At 71.1% G+C, this 14,849-nt stretch carries 13 protein-coding genes; 5 read left to right on the top strand and 8 right to left on the bottom strand.

Going from position 1 to position 14,849, the window contains the following annotated elements:
• A partial coding sequence (locus tag JF781_RS19340) for a serine/threonine-protein kinase PknD (RefSeq protein ID WP_225328983.1) occupies nt 1–1,821 on the top strand: 1,821 nt, incomplete at its 5' end.
• Between the two features lie 3 nt (nt 1,822–1,824).
• Here JF781_RS19340 and JF781_RS19335 read toward each other — a convergent pair.
• On the bottom strand, nt 1,825–3,021 hold the full coding sequence (locus JF781_RS19335) for a CaiB/BaiF CoA-transferase family protein (RefSeq protein WP_225328982.1): 1,197 nt from the start codon (nt 3,019–3,021) through the stop codon (nt 1,825–1,827).
• Between the two features lie 15 nt (nt 3,022–3,036).
• Complete coding sequence (locus tag JF781_RS19330) at nt 3,037–3,951, bottom strand: class I SAM-dependent methyltransferase (protein WP_225328981.1); 915 nt, start codon at nt 3,949–3,951, stop codon at nt 3,037–3,039.
• 158 nt (nt 3,952–4,109) lie between these two features.
• Between JF781_RS19330 and JF781_RS19325 the strand changes: the two genes are divergently transcribed.
• Nucleotides 4,110–4,760 carry a cation transporter gene (locus tag JF781_RS19325; protein ID WP_225328980.1) on the top strand — a complete coding sequence of 217 codons (651 nt, stop codon included), beginning with the start codon at nt 4,110–4,112 and terminating at the stop codon, nt 4,758–4,760.
• Here JF781_RS19325 and ctpC read toward each other — a convergent pair.
• From ctpC to JF781_RS19305, 4 genes are all read right to left on the bottom strand, one after another.
• The gene (gene ctpC / locus JF781_RS19320; protein WP_225328979.1) at nt 4,757–7,024 is read right to left on the bottom strand and encodes a manganese-exporting P-type ATPase CtpC; all 2,268 of its coding nucleotides are present in this window, start codon (nt 7,022–7,024) and stop codon (nt 4,757–4,759) included. The genes JF781_RS19325 and ctpC overlap by 4 nt on opposite strands.
• A gap of 8 nt (nt 7,025–7,032) precedes the next feature.
• Complete coding sequence (locus JF781_RS19315) at nt 7,033–7,314, bottom strand: DUF1490 family protein (RefSeq protein ID WP_225328978.1); 282 nt, start codon at nt 7,312–7,314, stop codon at nt 7,033–7,035.
• Nucleotides 7,315–7,424: 110 nt separating this feature from the next.
• On the bottom strand, nt 7,425–8,141 hold the full coding sequence (locus tag JF781_RS19310; protein ID WP_225328977.1) for a TIGR03089 family protein: 717 nt from the start codon (nt 8,139–8,141) through the stop codon (nt 7,425–7,427).
• A 6-nt stretch (nt 8,142–8,147) separates the two neighbouring features.
• Entirely contained in the window at nt 8,148–9,620 is a 1,473-nt protein-coding gene (locus JF781_RS19305) for an LCP family protein (protein ID WP_225328976.1), read from the bottom strand.
• Nucleotides 9,621–9,745: 125 nt separating this feature from the next.
• Between JF781_RS19305 and rfbD the strand changes: the two genes are divergently transcribed.
• From rfbD to JF781_RS19290, 3 genes are read left to right on the top strand one after another with little or no spacing between them, the layout of a single operon-like run.
• On the top strand, nt 9,746–10,663 hold the full coding sequence (rfbD, locus tag JF781_RS19300; RefSeq protein WP_225328975.1) for a dTDP-4-dehydrorhamnose reductase: 918 nt from the start codon (nt 9,746–9,748) through the stop codon (nt 10,661–10,663).
• The gene (locus tag JF781_RS19295; protein ID WP_225328974.1) at nt 10,656–11,546 is read left to right on the top strand and encodes a glycosyltransferase family 2 protein; all 891 of its coding nucleotides are present in this window, start codon (nt 10,656–10,658) and stop codon (nt 11,544–11,546) included. Before rfbD ends, JF781_RS19295 begins: the two co-directional genes overlap by 8 nt.
• 1 nt (nt 11,547) lies before the next feature.
• The gene (locus JF781_RS19290) at nt 11,548–12,624 is read left to right on the top strand and encodes a sugar phosphate nucleotidyltransferase (protein ID WP_225328973.1); all 1,077 of its coding nucleotides are present in this window, start codon (nt 11,548–11,550) and stop codon (nt 12,622–12,624) included.
• Nucleotides 12,625–12,707: 83 nt separating this feature from the next.
• Here the strand turns inward: JF781_RS19290 and JF781_RS19285 are convergent, their stop codons facing one another.
• Both JF781_RS19285 and JF781_RS19280 read right to left on the bottom strand, forming a co-directional pair.
• Complete coding sequence (locus JF781_RS19285) at nt 12,708–13,247, bottom strand: NUDIX hydrolase (RefSeq protein ID WP_225328972.1); 540 nt, start codon at nt 13,245–13,247, stop codon at nt 12,708–12,710.
• Nucleotides 13,244–14,839, bottom strand: coding sequence for a class I SAM-dependent methyltransferase (locus tag JF781_RS19280; protein WP_225328971.1), 1,596 nt, complete (start codon nt 14,837–14,839; stop codon nt 13,244–13,246). Before JF781_RS19280 ends, JF781_RS19285 begins: the two co-directional genes overlap by 4 nt.
• Nucleotides 14,840–14,849 lie beyond the last annotated feature (10 nt).

Here is a 14,849-nt window from a genome sequence, read left to right as displayed (position 1 = left end):
GAGTTCCGGGCGCGCCTGCAGCGCGAGGCCGATATCGCCGGCCGGCTGACCGAACCACATGTGGTGCCAATCCACGACTACGGCGAGATCGACGGCCGATTCTATGTGGACATGCGCCTCGTCGACGGCGTCGATCTGGGCACGCTGCTGCGCCGGGACGGTCCGCTGGCCGCACCGCGGGCGATCGCCATCATCAGCCAGGTCGCCGCCGCGTTGGATGCGGCCCACGCCGTGGGGGTGACGCACCGCGACGTGACACCGGGAAACATCCTGATCACCGGCAGCGACTTCGCGTATCTGGCGGATTTCGGAATCGCCCGGGCCGCAACCGATCCGGGGTTGACCCAGTTCGGGACCGCGATCGGCACGTACTACTACATGGCCCCGGAACGATTCACCGACGACACCGTCACCCATAGCGCCGACATCTATTCGCTCGCATGTGTTTTGAGTGAGTGCCTGACCGGCTCGCCGCCGTACCGGGCCGACACGATCGAACGGCTGGTCGCCGCGCACCTGACGAAGACGCCCCCGTCGCCCAGCCAACTGCGCCCCGGCGCGTTTCCGCCCGCCTTGGATCAGGTGATCGCCAAGGGCATGGCCAAACGTCCCGAGGAGCGCTACCGCACCGCGGGCGAATTCGCCGCCGCGGCCCATGACGCGCTGACCACGTCCGAGCAGCGCAAAGCCACCACGATCCTGCGGGAGGGGGAAAACGCCGTCCAGCATGCGGAGGCGTCGGGCCCGCTCCCCGGGCGCGAGCCGCCCTCATGGCCCAGCGCCGAGACCATGGCGGGTCCGGTGGCCCCGAGGACGGGCGGCACCGGTTGGTCGGAGCGCTCCGGCCATAACCCGTCGCTGATTCGCCCCGCACCCACGACGACATTCGGCCACGCCTACGGGTCCGGGCCGGACTTCAGGAGGCCCCCCGTGCCAATGGACCCCAAACGCAAACAGTGGATCATCGTCGGCGCCATCGCGCTCGTCGCCCTCGTCGCGTTCATCCTGGCGGTCGCCGGTTACCTGTCCACGCGGTCCTCGGGGCCGGCAGAGCAGGCGTCGGGCCAAAGTGTGTTGCCGTTCAACGGCATTGACTTCCGCCTGTCCCCGGGCGGGGTGGCGCTGGACAGCGCCGGCGACGTCTACGTCACCAGCGAAGGCATGTACGGCCGGGTGGTGAAGCTGACGGCCGGTTCGAACGCCACGACGGTGCTGCCGTTCCACGGGCTCTACCAGCCGCAGGGTTTGGCCGTCGACGGTGCGGGCACGGTGTACGTCGCCGACTTCAACAACCGGGTGGTCAGCCTGGCCGCGGGCTCCAACGACCAGAAGGTGCTGCCGTTTTCGGGTCTGAGCTATCCCGAGGGCGTCGCGGTCGACAGCCAGGGCAACGTGTACGTCGCCGACCGCGGTAACAGCAGGGTGGTGAAGCTGGCAGCGGGATCCAAGACCCAGACCGAGTTGCCGTTCACCGGACTCAAGAATCCCGATGGTGTCGCCGTCGACGCCGCGGGCACCGTGTACGTCGCCGACACCGACAACAACAGGATCGTGAAGCTCGACGCCAATTCAAATACCCAGGCGGAGTTACCCTTCCAGAACATCTCTGTGCCGTGGGGCATCGCGGTGGACAACAGCGGCACCGTCTACGTCACCGAACACGACAAGAGTGACGTGCTGAAGTTCCCGGCGGGCTCGAACGCGCCGACCGTCCTGCCGTTCAACGGGCTCAACACGCCCCTGGCGGTGGCGGTCGACAAAGACCGGAACGTCTACGTCGCCGACCGCGGCAACGACCGGGTGGTCAAGCTGACGCCGTGAGGCTCACGATGCGGGTTGCGGTGCGCCCAGATACTCCTCGGTGTGCTGCCCGAGGGCCGGGGGAGGATCGGTGGCGTCAGCGTCGAAGCTCGAATACCGTGCCGGGGTGCGGATTACGGTGACCGCGTCCTCGCCCTCGCCGACCGGCAGGGCGAGCTCGTTCTCGGCGAACAGCGCGGTGCCGACCACCTGCTTCCAGGTGTAGGCGTGGCAGGCCATCAGGCCGCCCTCCTGGAGCAGCCGGACCCATTCGTCGGCGGTCTTGGCGGCCAGCGCCTTCTCGAGTTCCTCGGTGAGCTCCGGATAGTTGAGCGCGCGGGCGCGCTGGTCGATGAACCGTTCGTCGTCGCGCATGTCGGGGCGGCCGATGATCTCGCACAGCTTGTCCCAGTGCTTGGGCACGTAGGCACTGATCACCAGGTAGCCGTCGGCCGCCTTGAAGGCGTCCGACGGCTGGGTCGCGAACCCGACACCCTTGCGCCGCTTGGGTTTTGACGCTGAATCCGCAGGCTTGGGTTCGGCGTTCGGCTTGTTCAGGTGGATGGTCAGCTGACTGGCCTGCAGGCTGACCGCGACGTCGTACATGGCGACCCGCACGACGTCGGCCACCCCGTGGCGCTCGCGGTTGAGCAGCGCGGCCAGCACCGCCTGCGCCAGCACGTGACCGCTGGCGGCGTCGACGAGCTGGAAGGGGATGATCTGGGGTTTGCCGCTGGGCGTGGGCATCCCGGTCGTCATGCCCGATTCGGCGGCCACCATCAGGTCCACGCCGGGCCGGCTGCCCTCCGGGCCGTTGCCGCCGTAGGCCGACAGGCGCGCGTAGATGAGTTGGGGGTTGCGGGCTTGCAGCTCGTCGGGTCCCAGGCCCATGCGTTCCATCACCCCGGGTCGAAACCCTTCCAGCACAACGTCGGCGGTGTCGACCAGTCGCATGATCTGCTGCTTGGCCTCGTCGCTGCGCAGGTCCGCCATCACCGACTTCTTGCCCCGGTTGTGGGGCAGGAACAGGGTGGCCAGCGGCGGGCGGCCAGGCAGGACCGCGGTGATGTGGCGGGCGGCCTCGCCGATGGGCGCCTCGACCTTGATGACCTCAGCCCCCAGGTCGGCCAGCACCTGGCCTGCCATCGGCCCGGCGATGTTCTGGGTGAAGTCGAGAACCCGGAATCCGTCAAGCGGCTTGGGCGGCTTACTGTTTGGCACGGTGTCTGCCTTCCTTTAATGCGCCGCGTTGAGCACCGCGGTGCAGTAGTAGTTCTGGGCGAAGGGTGCCTCGGGGTCGGTCGACTGCAGCGGCAGCCCGGCGTTGGCCAGCAGCTGGTTCAGCGGGGTGCGCGCCGGTTGCCAGCCCCGCTGCTGCAGATAGGCCGCCACGTCATTGCGCGGCCCGGGGAACCCCAGATCGCCCAGCGCGATGTCGAGGCCGCGCTGCCGCCACTTTTCGCTCGCCGCGTTCAGCGCGTCCCCGCTGGCGCCGGTGTTCGCGAAGACCTCGGCCACCAGCTGGCTGCCGTCGGCGGACAGCGCGGTGATGTTGTCCAGCAGCCGGTCCTGGGCCTCGGGCGGCAGGAAGCCGATCAGCCCCTCGGCGGCCCAGGCGGCGGGCCGCCCGGTGTCGAAGCCGGCCCCGCGCAGCGCCGACGGCCAGTCGTGGCGCAGGTCGACCGGGACGGTGCGGACCTCGGCGGTCGGCCGGGCGCCGAGGTCGGCGATGGTCGCGGCCTTGAATTCGAGGACCTGCGGCTGGTCGATCTCGAACACCGTGGTGCCCGCGGCCCAGGGCAGCCGGTAGGCGCGCGCATCCAGGCCGGAGGCGAGGATGACCACCTGGCGGATGCCGGCCGCCCCCGCCTCGGCGAAGAACGCGTCGATGTAGCGGGTGCGGGCGGCCATCATGTCGGTCATGCGCTGCATGCCCCACGCGGCGCCGGGCTCGTCGACGTCGTCGGCGTCGAGTTCGCCGGCGGCCCACCGGGTCATGAAGTCGACACCGACCGCGCGCACAAGCGGCTCGGCGAACCGGTCGTCGATCAGCCCGTCCCGGGTGGCCCGGGCCCGTCCCGCGGCCACCATGGTGGCGGTCGCCCCCACGCTGGTGGCCAGGTCCCAGGTGTCGTCGTCGGTGCGCGCCATCGCGGAATTCCCTTCGGGTCTACTGGTTAGCAACAATAACTACCCACTCCGGGCCGCGGCCCGCGGCCCGGGCCCCGGCCGCGCCGCGCCGCGACACAGATCGATCACGGCCGGGTGTTGCGGCACCGGCCCCGCCGCGCGCTCGCTAACCTGGCCCAATGACCACTTCGGTTGCCCTCGCGCGCGAATGCACCGCCGCGCACGACGCCGACTTCACGCGCGGCGCCGCATGGGCCCGTCGGCTGGCATGGATCAGCCTGGCCGTCGTGCTCGTCGAGGGCGTCGTCGGGCTGTGGCAGGGCCTCTCGGTCGGCTCCATCGCCCTGACCGGATGGGCCCTCGGTGGGGCGTCGGAGGCGCTGGCCAGCGCGATGGTGGTGTGGCGGTTCAGCGGTGCGCGCACCTTTTCCCACACCGCCGAGCGGCGCGCGCAACGCGGCGTCGCGGTGTCGTTCTGGCTGACCGCCCCGTACATCGCCGCCGAATCCATCCGCGAGTTGGCCGGTGACCACCGCGCCGAGACGTCGGTGATCGGCATCGGGCTGACCGCCCTGGCCCTGCTGCTCATGCCGGTGCTGGGCCGGGCCAACCACCGGCTGGGTGCGCGGTTGGGCTCGGGAGCCACCGAGGCCGAGGGCATCCAGAACTACCTGTGCGCCGCCCAGGCCGCCGGGGTGCTGATCGGCCTTGCCGCGACGGCGCTGTGGTCGAGCGCGTGGTGGATCGACCCCGCCGTGGGGCTCGCGATCGCCGGTGTCGCCGTGTGGCAGGGCGTGCGCGCCTGGCGCGGCGAGCAGTGCGGCTGCTAGTTTCCGCCGCGCTCACCGCTGCCGCGCGGTGACCCGCTGCGCCCGGCTTCGCCGCGCTGGCGATCACCGTTGTCGCGCGGCACATCCAGCCGATATCTGATCAGCCGGGAGCTGTTGGCCACCACCGCCACCGACGACGCGTTGTGCAGAATCGCCGCCAGCACCGGGGACAGCGCCCCGCCCGCGCCGATGATCAGCCCGGCGGCGTTGACGGCGATGGACATGCTGTAGTTCTCCCGGATGACGTCGACGGCGCGGGCCCCCAGGTCCCGCACGTCGAGCAGGCGGTGCAGGTCGTCGTTGGCCAGCGCCACGTCGGCGGTCTCCACCGCGACGTCGGTCCCGGCCAGCCCCATGGCGATGCCGATGTCGGCGGCCGCCAGCGCGGGGGCGTCGTTGATGCCGTCGCCGACCATGCCGACGATGAACCCCGCGTCCTGCAGTTCGCGCACCGCCGCGAGCTTGTCCTCCGGCATCACCTCGGCGCGCCACTCGTCGATCCCGAGTTCGCCCGCCACCACCTCGGCGATGTCCGGGTGATCGCCGGTGAGCATCACGATCCGGCGAATGCCGTTGGCGCGCAACTTTTTCAGCACATCGGCGGCCTCCGGCCGCACCTCGTCGCGCAGGCTGATCAACCCCACCAGCTTGCCGTCGACCGCCAGCAGCAGCGGCGTCTCGGCCTCGCGGCGCAGCCGGTCCACCCATTCCGACGCCTTCTTGGACACCCTGACCTTTTCGGAGCGCAGCAGCCCGGGGCTGCCCAGCAGCAGGGTGCGGCCGTCGGCCCAGGTCCGCATGCCCAGCCCGACCAGCACCTCACACTCCTCATGCGGCGGGATGGTGATGTGGCGCTCCTCGGTGGAGCGGATCACCGCCTCGGCCAGCGGGTGGCGGGAGTGGATCTCCGAGCTGGCCGCATAGGCCAGCACCTGCTCGGGCTGCCAGTCCTTGTGCAGCGCAATGATATTGGTGACCACCGGCCGCCCGACGGTGAGCGTGCCGGTCTTGTCGAACACGATCGCGTCCACCCGGCCGGCCTGCTCGAGGTGCGAACCGCCCTTGATCAGAATCCCGCGGCGCGCGCCGTTGCCGATCGCCGCGCTGATCGCCGTCGGGGTGGCCAAACCCACCGCGCACGGGCAGGCGATGAGCAGCATCGTCATCGCCCGGCGGACGTCACCGGTGACCGCCAGCGTGATGGCCGAGACGATGAACGAGGTGGGAACGAAACGGCGAGAGAAGTTTTCGCCGACGGTCTGGATCGGCGCCCGGTCGTGCTGCGCCTCTTCGACCCGGGCGATGATGCGCCCGATGGTGGTCTGATTGCCGACCGCGCTGGCCCGCACCACCAGCCGCCCGCGCACCACCACCGAACCGGCGTGTACGTGCGCGCCCGCCACGATGCTGACCGGCAGGTTCTCCCCGGTGATCGCGGACTGGTTGACGACGGCCTCGCCGTCGACCACCTCGCCGTCGACCGGGATCGCGACGTGGTCGTGCACCACGACCTCGTCGCCGATCTGCACGGTGTCGATCGGCACCTGCACCTCGTTGCCGTCGTCGAGCCGGAGCCATGCCGTGTCCTGGTTGCCGCGCAGCAGCTCCGAGATGGCCCGCCGGGTCCGTCGCAGCGTCAGGTCCTGCAGGTACTCACCGATGTTGAGCAACCACAACACGGTCAGCGCGACGACGTTCTCCCGCAGCACCAGGCTCGCCACTGTCGCCGCGGAGACCAGCGCGTCGGTCCCGGCCCTGCCGGAGCGCAACGAGCGCAGCGCGCCGCGCAGGAAGGGATAGCCGGTGAAGACGGTGACGCCGGTGGCGAACAGCCGGCCGCTGGGGCCGAGCAGCGGCGGCCGGGCGAACACGTAGCGGCGCACCCCGAGCAGGGCCAGCGCCGCGCCGCCGATCACCATGCGCAGCACGTCGGCGTTGCGGATCTCCGACGAATGCGGCGCGCGGACCGGGATCAGCTCGGCGGCGACGTGTGCCGCGTCGCCGATGGCCGCGAGCACCGAGGACCGGTCGCAGCGCCGGGGCGAATACCAGACGACCACCGATCCGGTGCGCGGGTAGGCGTGCACCACGCGCACGCCCTCGCACTTGGCGACGGCCTCCTCGACCGCGACGGCGCGCCGCGAATCGGCGCGCACCCAGGCGACCGCGACCCGCATGCGCCCGGCGGCATCCGAAATCACCTGCAGCGCAGGGTCATTCGCTCGTACCTCGTCTGCAACGTCGGGGACTAGGGCTAGGTCCATCGTGGCGATCAGTGCTCGTGGTCGTGGGTGTCGGCGATCGACGGCGTGGGCGCCTCCTCGCCGATACGCTCGCGGGCCTCGGCCATCACGTCGGCGAGGCGCAGGCGCGCCGACTCGGCGGCCTCCTCGGCCCTGCGGGTGCCGCGGAGTCCGAGCTCGGCGCCCTTCACCGCGGTCTCGTGCAGTGGCGCCTTGGCCACGGCCTTGCGCACCACCTCGTAGGCCGTCACGCCGACCAGCCCGGTGACGACCGTCCCCGCCGCCTTCGCCAAGAGCCCGTACACCGCCATCACCGCAACCTTCCTCGTCGTCTCAGCGTTTAGCCGATGTCCGCTCGACGTTAACATCGAAATATTGCGATATCAATATGTATCGACGGCGGTGGGCCGGCGGGACGGCCTCACAGCACCCGGGTGACCTTTTCGGTCTCGATGCGGCGCGACTGCGCGTCCGGATCGGCGTTGGCCACCTGCACCAGCGAGGCGCCGACGGCCATGATCGCCAGCAGGCCGTCCACCAGCTCTGCGGGGTCGGTCCACGGCTTACCGGACAGCACGCGGTCGCTCGACGTCAAACCCCTTGTCGCCGCGGAGGTTTGACAGTCCGCAAGCACCTCGTCGACCGAGCGCCCACCCAGCGCCGGGCCCGGGCGCGGTTCGGGAACGATCTGGTCGCCGTGCACCCGCACCGCGGTGGCGTAGTCGGTCACGCCGATCGGCAGGTCGGGCGCGGGGCGGCCGAACGCGTCGAGCGACAGCACCGCGACCTCGCCTCCCGCCACCGCGTCGTCGGCTTCGTCCAGCCTCTCGATGGTGCAGAGCGCCAGGTCGGCCGGGCCCGCCAGCACCGCCTCGGCGCCGATCCACCACACCCCGAACAGCACGGCCGCCGTCTGCCAGTGCGCGGGCAGCAGGATCGCGACGCGGCTGGCCGCCCCGGCCCCCAGTTCGTCGCGCAACAGGTTGCCCGTCTTGGCGGCCCAGTTGGCCAGCGTCACCCCGGACAATTCGATGCGCTCGCCGGTCGCGTCGTCGTAGTACGTGATCCGCGGGCCGACCGGGTCGGACCGCAGCATCGGATCGAGGATGGCACCGCTCAGCGTGCTCAGTTGATGCACGGGTCGTTAGTTTATGCACTCCGGCTTGTCGGAACCGGCGGTCAGGATCGGCGACGGCGGGGGAGCGCCCGCGTTGGCGGTCACCGCGCCGGCGGTGGACACCCGGGCGGGCATGATCGATTCGGTGCCGGACAGGCCCGAGCCCGGCCCGCTGTAGTCGTTGGCCAGCACCACGCGCACCGCGCCCGGCGCCAGCGAGGTGTCGGCGATCACCGGCAACCCACCCAGTTCTTTGGAGACCTCTTTTGCCCCCATGTCGTCGATCTTGGCGGCGCGGACCTGGCTGGCCTTGACGTGCCCGCCGTCGTTGTTGCCCACCGTGCCGGTGGCAAAGCCCTTGGCGCTCAACACGTCTGACACCGCCGCGGCCAGCCCGTTGATGTCGGTGTCGTTGACGACGCTGGCGGTGGTCTTCGCGGGCGTGTAGGCGATCTCCTCGGTCTTGCCCTGCTCCTGCTCGTGCAGCAGGCCGCCGACCCAATCGGCCACCTGGTGCGGGTCCACCCGCACCACGCTCTGCATGCCGTCGTCGCTCCAGCCGGCGCCGTCGAGCACCGGGATGGTGGCGAACGCGACGTTGCCGCCCGCCAGCTTCTGCATCTGCTGCACGAAATCCATCACGTCCCACCCGGCCGAGATCACCACCGAACGCTGCACTGCGGATTCCAGGCGCCGCACCGTGGTGGGGCTGGACAACGTCTTGCCGGAGATGACCCGATGGGCCAGCGAGGCCATCACCACCTGCTGGCGCACCACCCGGTCCAGGTCGCCGCGCGGCAGTTCGTGGCGCTGGCGCACGAAGCTGAGCGCCTCCGGGCCGCTGAGCCGTTGCGGGCCCGCCGGGAAGTCCGCACCCGAAAGCGGTTCGAACACGGGCTCTTTGAGGCAGACGTCGACGCCGCCGAGGGCGTCGGTGATCAGCGAGAAACCGAGCAGTCCGATCTCGGCGTAGTGATCGACGGTGACGCCGGTGAGGTCGGCGACGGTCTTGATCAGCGCCTCGCGGCCGGCCTCGGTGCCCTGGGCGGCCGCATCCGCCGCGGCATCGCCGGCCCTGACCAGGCTGGCGCGCTTGGCTTCCCGGGTCTGGCCGTAGACGCCGTTGATCTTGGTCTTGCCCAGCCCAGGGGCGGCGACGTAGGAGTCGCGCGGGATCGAGATCGCGGTCGCCGACTTCCCGTTGTTGGGGATCCGGATGAGGATGATCGTGTCGGTGTTGGTGGCTTCCTCGTCGCCGGCCTTCAGCGTGTCCAGTTCCTCTTGGGACAGCGGGTTGCCGTGCGCGTCGGTGCGGCTGTCGAGGCCGACCAACAGGATGTCGATCGCGCCGTCGTCGCCGCCCTTGCCCAGCGAGGGCGCCGACATGTGAAAGATGCCGTCTTCGAAGGACCGGACATTGCTCCACGCGATCCCGGTGCCGACGACGACCGCGAGCGTCAGCACGGTGGTAATCACACGAACCACACGTTGCACAGGCATCCCACTACATTACTTGCGACACATCAGCTTCACGGGTAGCCGATCGCGGCGTGGCCCGCGCCGCCCCGCGATATCTTGGGCCCCGCGCTTTTCTGGGCTTCGCCCGGCCATGCCAAACTCGAACCATGTCAGGCAGGATCGTGATCGCCGGGGCCGGTGGGCAGCTGGGCAGCTATTTGAGCTCGCTGGCGGCAGGTCAGGGCCGGGAGGTCCTGGCACGCGGGTCAGCGCAGTGGGACATCACCGACCCCGCGGCGGCCGAGCGGATCGTGCAGCGCGGCGACGTGGTGATCAACTGCGCGGCCTACACAGATGTCGACGGCGCCGAAACCGACGAGGCCGGCGCCTTCGCGGTCAACGAGGCCGGTCCTGGGCACATCGCGCGGGCCTGCGCACGGGCCGGCGCCCAGTTGATCCACGTGTCCACCGACTACGTCTTTAACGGCGACTTCGGCGGCGCGCCGCCCCGGCCGTACGAGCCCAGCGACCAAACCGCGCCGCAGGGCGTGTACGCCCGCAGCAAGGTCGCGGGGGAGCAGACCGTGTTGGCGGCGCTGCCCGAGGCGGTCGTGGTCCGCACCGCCTGGGTCTACACCGGCGGCACCGGCAAGGACTTCGTCGCCGTCATGCGCCGGCTGGCCGCCGGGGACGGCCCGGTGGACGTCGTCGACGACCAGATCGGCTCCCCGACCTACGTCGGCGACCTGGCCGCCGCGCTGCTGCAGATCGTCGACGACCGCGTGCCCGGCCCGATCCTGCACGCCGCCAACGAGGGCGCGGTCTCGCGGTTCGACCAGGCCCGCGCCGTCTTCGAGGAATGCGGCGCCGACCCGGCCCGGGTGCAACCGGTCGGCACCGACCGCTTTCCCCGACCGGCGCCGCGGCCGGCGTACTCCGCGCTGGGCAGCGGACAGTCCGCGGCGGCCGGGCTGCGGCCGCTAAGGCCCTGGCGCCCTGCGCTTGTCGCGGCCCTGGCCGCCTCGCAAAGCGACGCTGCCAGCGGTGTCGCGGCCGATCGACCGTTACCCTCTACGCGTGACTGACGTGCTGCCGGTCGTGACGGTGACCTATTCACCGGGTCCGCACCTGGAGCGCTTCCTGGCCTCGCTGTCGCTGGCCACGGAGCGCGAGGTGTGCGTGCTGCTGGCCGACAACGGCTCCACCGACGGCACCCCGCAGGCCGCGGTCGATCGCTATCCCAACGTGCGGCTGTTTCACACCGGCGCCAACCTCGGCTACGGGACCGCGGTGAATCGCGCCGTCGCCCAGCTGGACCGCGAGGACGACTGGGTGATCGTGGCCAACCCGGACGTGCAGTGGGGCCCGGGCAGCATCGACGCCCTGCTGGACGCGGCGTCGCGCTGGCCGCGGGCCGGTGCGCTGGGCCCGCTGGTCCGCGATCCCGACGGGTCGGTGTATCCGTCGGCGCGGCATCTGCCCAGCCTGATCCGCGGCGGCATGCACGCGGTCGTCGGGCCGTTCTGGAAAACCAACCCGTGGTCGGCGGCGTACCGCCAGGAGCGGCTGGAGCCCAGCGAGCGCCCGGTGGGCTGGCTGTCGGGGTCGTGCCTGCTGGTGCGCCGGTCGGCGTTCGGCCAGATCGGCGGCTTCGACGAGCGCTACTTCATGTATATGGAGGACGTCGACCTCGGCGACCGGCTCGGCAAGGCCGGCTGGCTGTCGGTCTACGTGCCGTCGGCGGAGGTCCTGCACCACAAGGGCCACTCCACGGGCGGGGACCCGGCCAGCCACCTGGCCGCCCATCACAAGAGCACGTATATGTTTCTGGCCGACCGGCACGCCGGTTGGTTGCGCGCGCCGCTGCGCTGGACGCTGCGCGCCTCGTTGGCGGTCCGTTCCCGCCTGATGGTGCGCAGCGCGGTGCGCGCGTCGGGCCGGGCCAAACTGGCGGAAGGGCGACACTGAGGTGGGAACTCCACAAGTCGACGTCGTGATCCTGGTCGGCGGCAAGGGCACCCGGCTGCGGCCGCTGACGCTGTCGGCGCCCAAGCCCATGCTGCCCACCGCCGGACTGCCGTTCCTCACCCACCTGCTGTCGCGGGTCGCCGCGGCGGGCATCGAGCACGTCGTCCTGAGCACGTCGTACCGGGCCGGCGTATTCGAGGCGGAGTTCGGTGACGGCTCCAAGCTGGGCCTGCAGATCGAATACGTCACCGAGGAGAGCCCGCTGGGCACCGGCGGCGGCATCGCCAATGTCGTCGGCCACCTGCGGCACGACACCGCGATGGTGTTCAACGGCGACGTGCTGTCGGGCTCCGACCTGGGCCAGATGCTCGACTTTCACCGCGCCCAGGAATCCGACGTCACCCTGCACCTGGTGCGGGTGGGCGACCCGCGGGCGTTTGGCTGCGTGACCACCGAGGAGGGCAGGGTCACCGCCTTTTTGGAAAAGACCCAGGATCCGCCGACCGACCAGATCAACGCCGGCTGTTACGTGTTCTCGCGCGAGATGATCGACCGGATCCCGCGCGGCCGTGAGGTTTCGGTGGAGCGCGAGGTGTTCCCCGCGCTGCTGTCCGATCCCGGCGTCAAGGTCTGCGGCTACGTCGACGCCAGCTACTGGCGCGACATGGGCACCCCCGAAGACTTCGTCCGGGGGTCGGCGGATCTGGTGCGCGGCATCGCGCCGTCGCCCGCCCTGCACGGCCACCGCGGCGAGCAACTGGTGCACGACGGCGCGGCGGTGTCCCCGGGCGCGGTGCTGATCGGCGGCACCGTGGTGGGGCGCGGCGCCGAGATCGGGCCCGGCGTCCGGCTCGACGGCGCGGTGATCTTCGACGGCGCCAAGGTCGAGGCCGGCAGCGTGATCGAGCGCTCGATCATCGGCTTCGGCGCGCGCATCGGCCCGCGGGCGCTGGTGCGCGACGGCGTGATCGGCGACGGCGCCGACATCGGCGCGCGGTGCGAACTGCTGCGCGGCGCCCGGGTGTGGCCCGGCGTGTCAATTCCCGACGGCGGGATCCGCTACTCGAGCGACGTCTGAAGGCGGGGGTGCCTTCGCGTCCCCGAACGTGAAGCCAGCCGCACGCTCGAGGCCGAACGTGAAGCTAGCCGCACACGCGGCGGCTAACGGGCACGCGTGGCCCGCGACACCAGGTACGCCAGCGCGTGATCGGTCCCGGCGGGCAGCGCGTCGGCCGGCCACCAGCGCAGGTCCTCCGACTCGTCGCTGATCGCGATCCGCGCCCCGGCCGGCGCGTGCGCCACGAACTGCAAATCCAGATGGCGGGTGGGCACGCCCAGCGAGCACACCACCGGATGCACGTGCACCGCGGCCAACCCGGGTTCCATGCGCAGCTCGTCGACCCCGGACTCCTCGGTGGCCTCGCGCATCGCCGCGGCGACGATGTCGGCGTCGTCGTCGTCGCAATGGCCGCCCAGCTGCACCCAGCGGCCCAGGCGACGATGCAACGTCAGCAGCACCCGGCCGCCGCTGTGATCGAGCACCAACGCCGACGCGGTGACATGCCCCGGCACGCACTCGCGGCGGCACGCGTCCTCGCGGGCCGCTACGAACGCCAAAACGGCGTGCCGCAACGAATCCTGGCCCGCGTCCGGGGGTTCCCAGTCGGACAGGATCGCGATCACCGACTCCCGCAGGCTCACCGCGAGCCCCGCCGTTTCCTGCGATGGGCCAGCGACGCCCACGCCGCGCGGCAGTCCGCCACGGTCTCGGCCGGCAGTCCCAGCCCGTCGATCAGCACGCGACGGTCGACGAGGTCGAGCGCCTTCTCGATCTCGTTGGCCTTCAACAGCAAATCGACGTCGCCGGCGAGGTCGGGATCGGCGTGTTCGGGCGCGGGAACGGGCAGCTGCTCGGCCTCGCGGGGTTCGAGCTCCAGCACGCCCCCGCCGTAGCTGCGGCCCATGACCTCGGTGAAGGCGAACGTCACGCTGTTGTGGAACACCGCGGCCAGCCCCGCCGGGTCGACGGGGCGCCCGCGGGAGCGGGCGAGGCGCACCCGATGGACGGTGTCGGTACTCGTGGCGCCCACACCATTGACGGTCAACCGCGGCGCCCGGTGAATCTGGCGCAGCAGGAACAGGTCTGGCGCCCACAGCGACGGCGTGCTCCACCAGGGCGTGCGGATCGAGCACTTGTAGCCGCGGTGCACGCCGGCCACCTCCCCGGCGCGGATGTGGGCGATCAACGCGGGATCGGCCGGCTCGCGTGGCGCGTTGAGCAGCCAGCTGCGGTGCGCGGAGGCGACATCGCTTGCCCGGCAATCGGTGTCGTAGATCAGCCCGGACAGCTGGGCGCTGCGCGAGACGAGCGGGACGCAATGCGGCCGCAATCCCCGCTCCCGGGCCTGGGCGTCGGTCAGGGTGAAAAACGCGTTGCGCCCGGTCACGATGCCCACATCCACCTCGGCAAGAGACCCGAGCGGGAGCAACGCGTCGGAGCCCTTGAGCGCGCGCAGCAGCCGGATCGCGGCGGGGTCCAGAAAGTACTTGGTCCACTTCTCGTTTTCGTGCAGCAGCGCGGGCGCCCATTCGGCGTCCAGGTCCGCCCGCGCCAGCGCGTCGGCGTCGGGCAGGTGCACGGTGCGGATGCGGGCGGGGCCGGGGCCGGTGACGCCGCAGAACAACACGACCTCCTGCAGGATGCCGTCGAACACCAGCCGCTCGAAGGTCAGCAGCGTGATGTCGCGGAATCGGCTCAGCAGAAAGTCGCGCAACGGCGCCGCGTAGGTGACCTGCAGGAGCTCGGACGGGAGCACCAGGCCCACCCGCCCGCCGTCGCGCACCAACACCGTGCTCGCCACGACGAACGGCACCCACGCGTTGGTCAGCCTGCTCGGCCGCAGGCCCTCGCGCCGCATCAACTCCAGCGCCGGGTCGCGGTGCTGCGGGGCCCAGTTGCCGAACCGGATGTAGGGCGGATTGCCGGCGACCCCGTCCCAGCCGCCGGCCCCGGCTTCAGCGGCGCCGGCCAGCCAGGTGAACAGGCTGTCGGTGTCGACGGGAGCGAACCGGCGGGCCTTGGCCGCCTCGCGCGCGATCAGCTCGACGCCGTGGGCCCGGTCGCTGAGCGCGGCCAGCTCGCGCAGGATCGCGCCGTCACCGCAGGAGGGTTCGACGATCTTGGGGCCGGCCTCGCGAACCCAGCGGGCCAAAAACCGTGCCACCGGCGCGGGGGTGTAGTAGCCGCCGCGGACCTTGTCGGCCGACGCCGCCGCCTTGCCCGCGAAGTTCATGGGCTCAAGT

Origin of the sequence: Mycobacterium sp. WUMAC-067, assembly GCF_020217485.1 — a bacterium.
GTDB lineage: Bacteria > Actinomycetota > Actinomycetes > Mycobacteriales > Mycobacteriaceae > Mycobacterium.
The sequence above is the reverse complement of the archived record's forward strand: the minus strand, read 5'-3'. Positions and strand labels throughout refer to the sequence as shown.

Bases quoted from the DNA above. Each gene is read 5' to 3' on its own strand.
- JF781_RS19325 (WP_225328980.1), top strand. From the start codon at position 4,110: ATGACCACTTCGGTTGCCCTCGCGCGCGAATGCACCGCCGCGCACGAC.
- JF781_RS19330 (WP_225328981.1), bottom strand. From the start codon at position 3,951: ATGGCGCGCACCGACGACGACACCTGGGACCTGGCCACCAGCGTGGGG.
- JF781_RS19315 (WP_225328978.1), bottom strand. From the start codon at position 7,314: ATGGCGGTGTACGGGCTCTTGGCGAAGGCGGCGGGGACGGTCGTCACC.
- rfbD (WP_225328975.1), top strand. From the start codon at position 9,746: ATGTCAGGCAGGATCGTGATCGCCGGGGCCGGTGGGCAGCTGGGCAGC.
- JF781_RS19305 (WP_225328976.1), bottom strand. From the start codon at position 9,620: ATGCCTGTGCAACGTGTGGTTCGTGTGATTACCACCGTGCTGACGCTC.
- ctpC (WP_225328979.1), bottom strand. From the start codon at position 7,024: ATGGACCTAGCCCTAGTCCCCGACGTTGCAGACGAGGTACGAGCGAAT.
- JF781_RS19280 (WP_225328971.1), bottom strand. From the start codon at position 14,839: ATGAACTTCGCGGGCAAGGCGGCGGCGTCGGCCGACAAGGTCCGCGGC.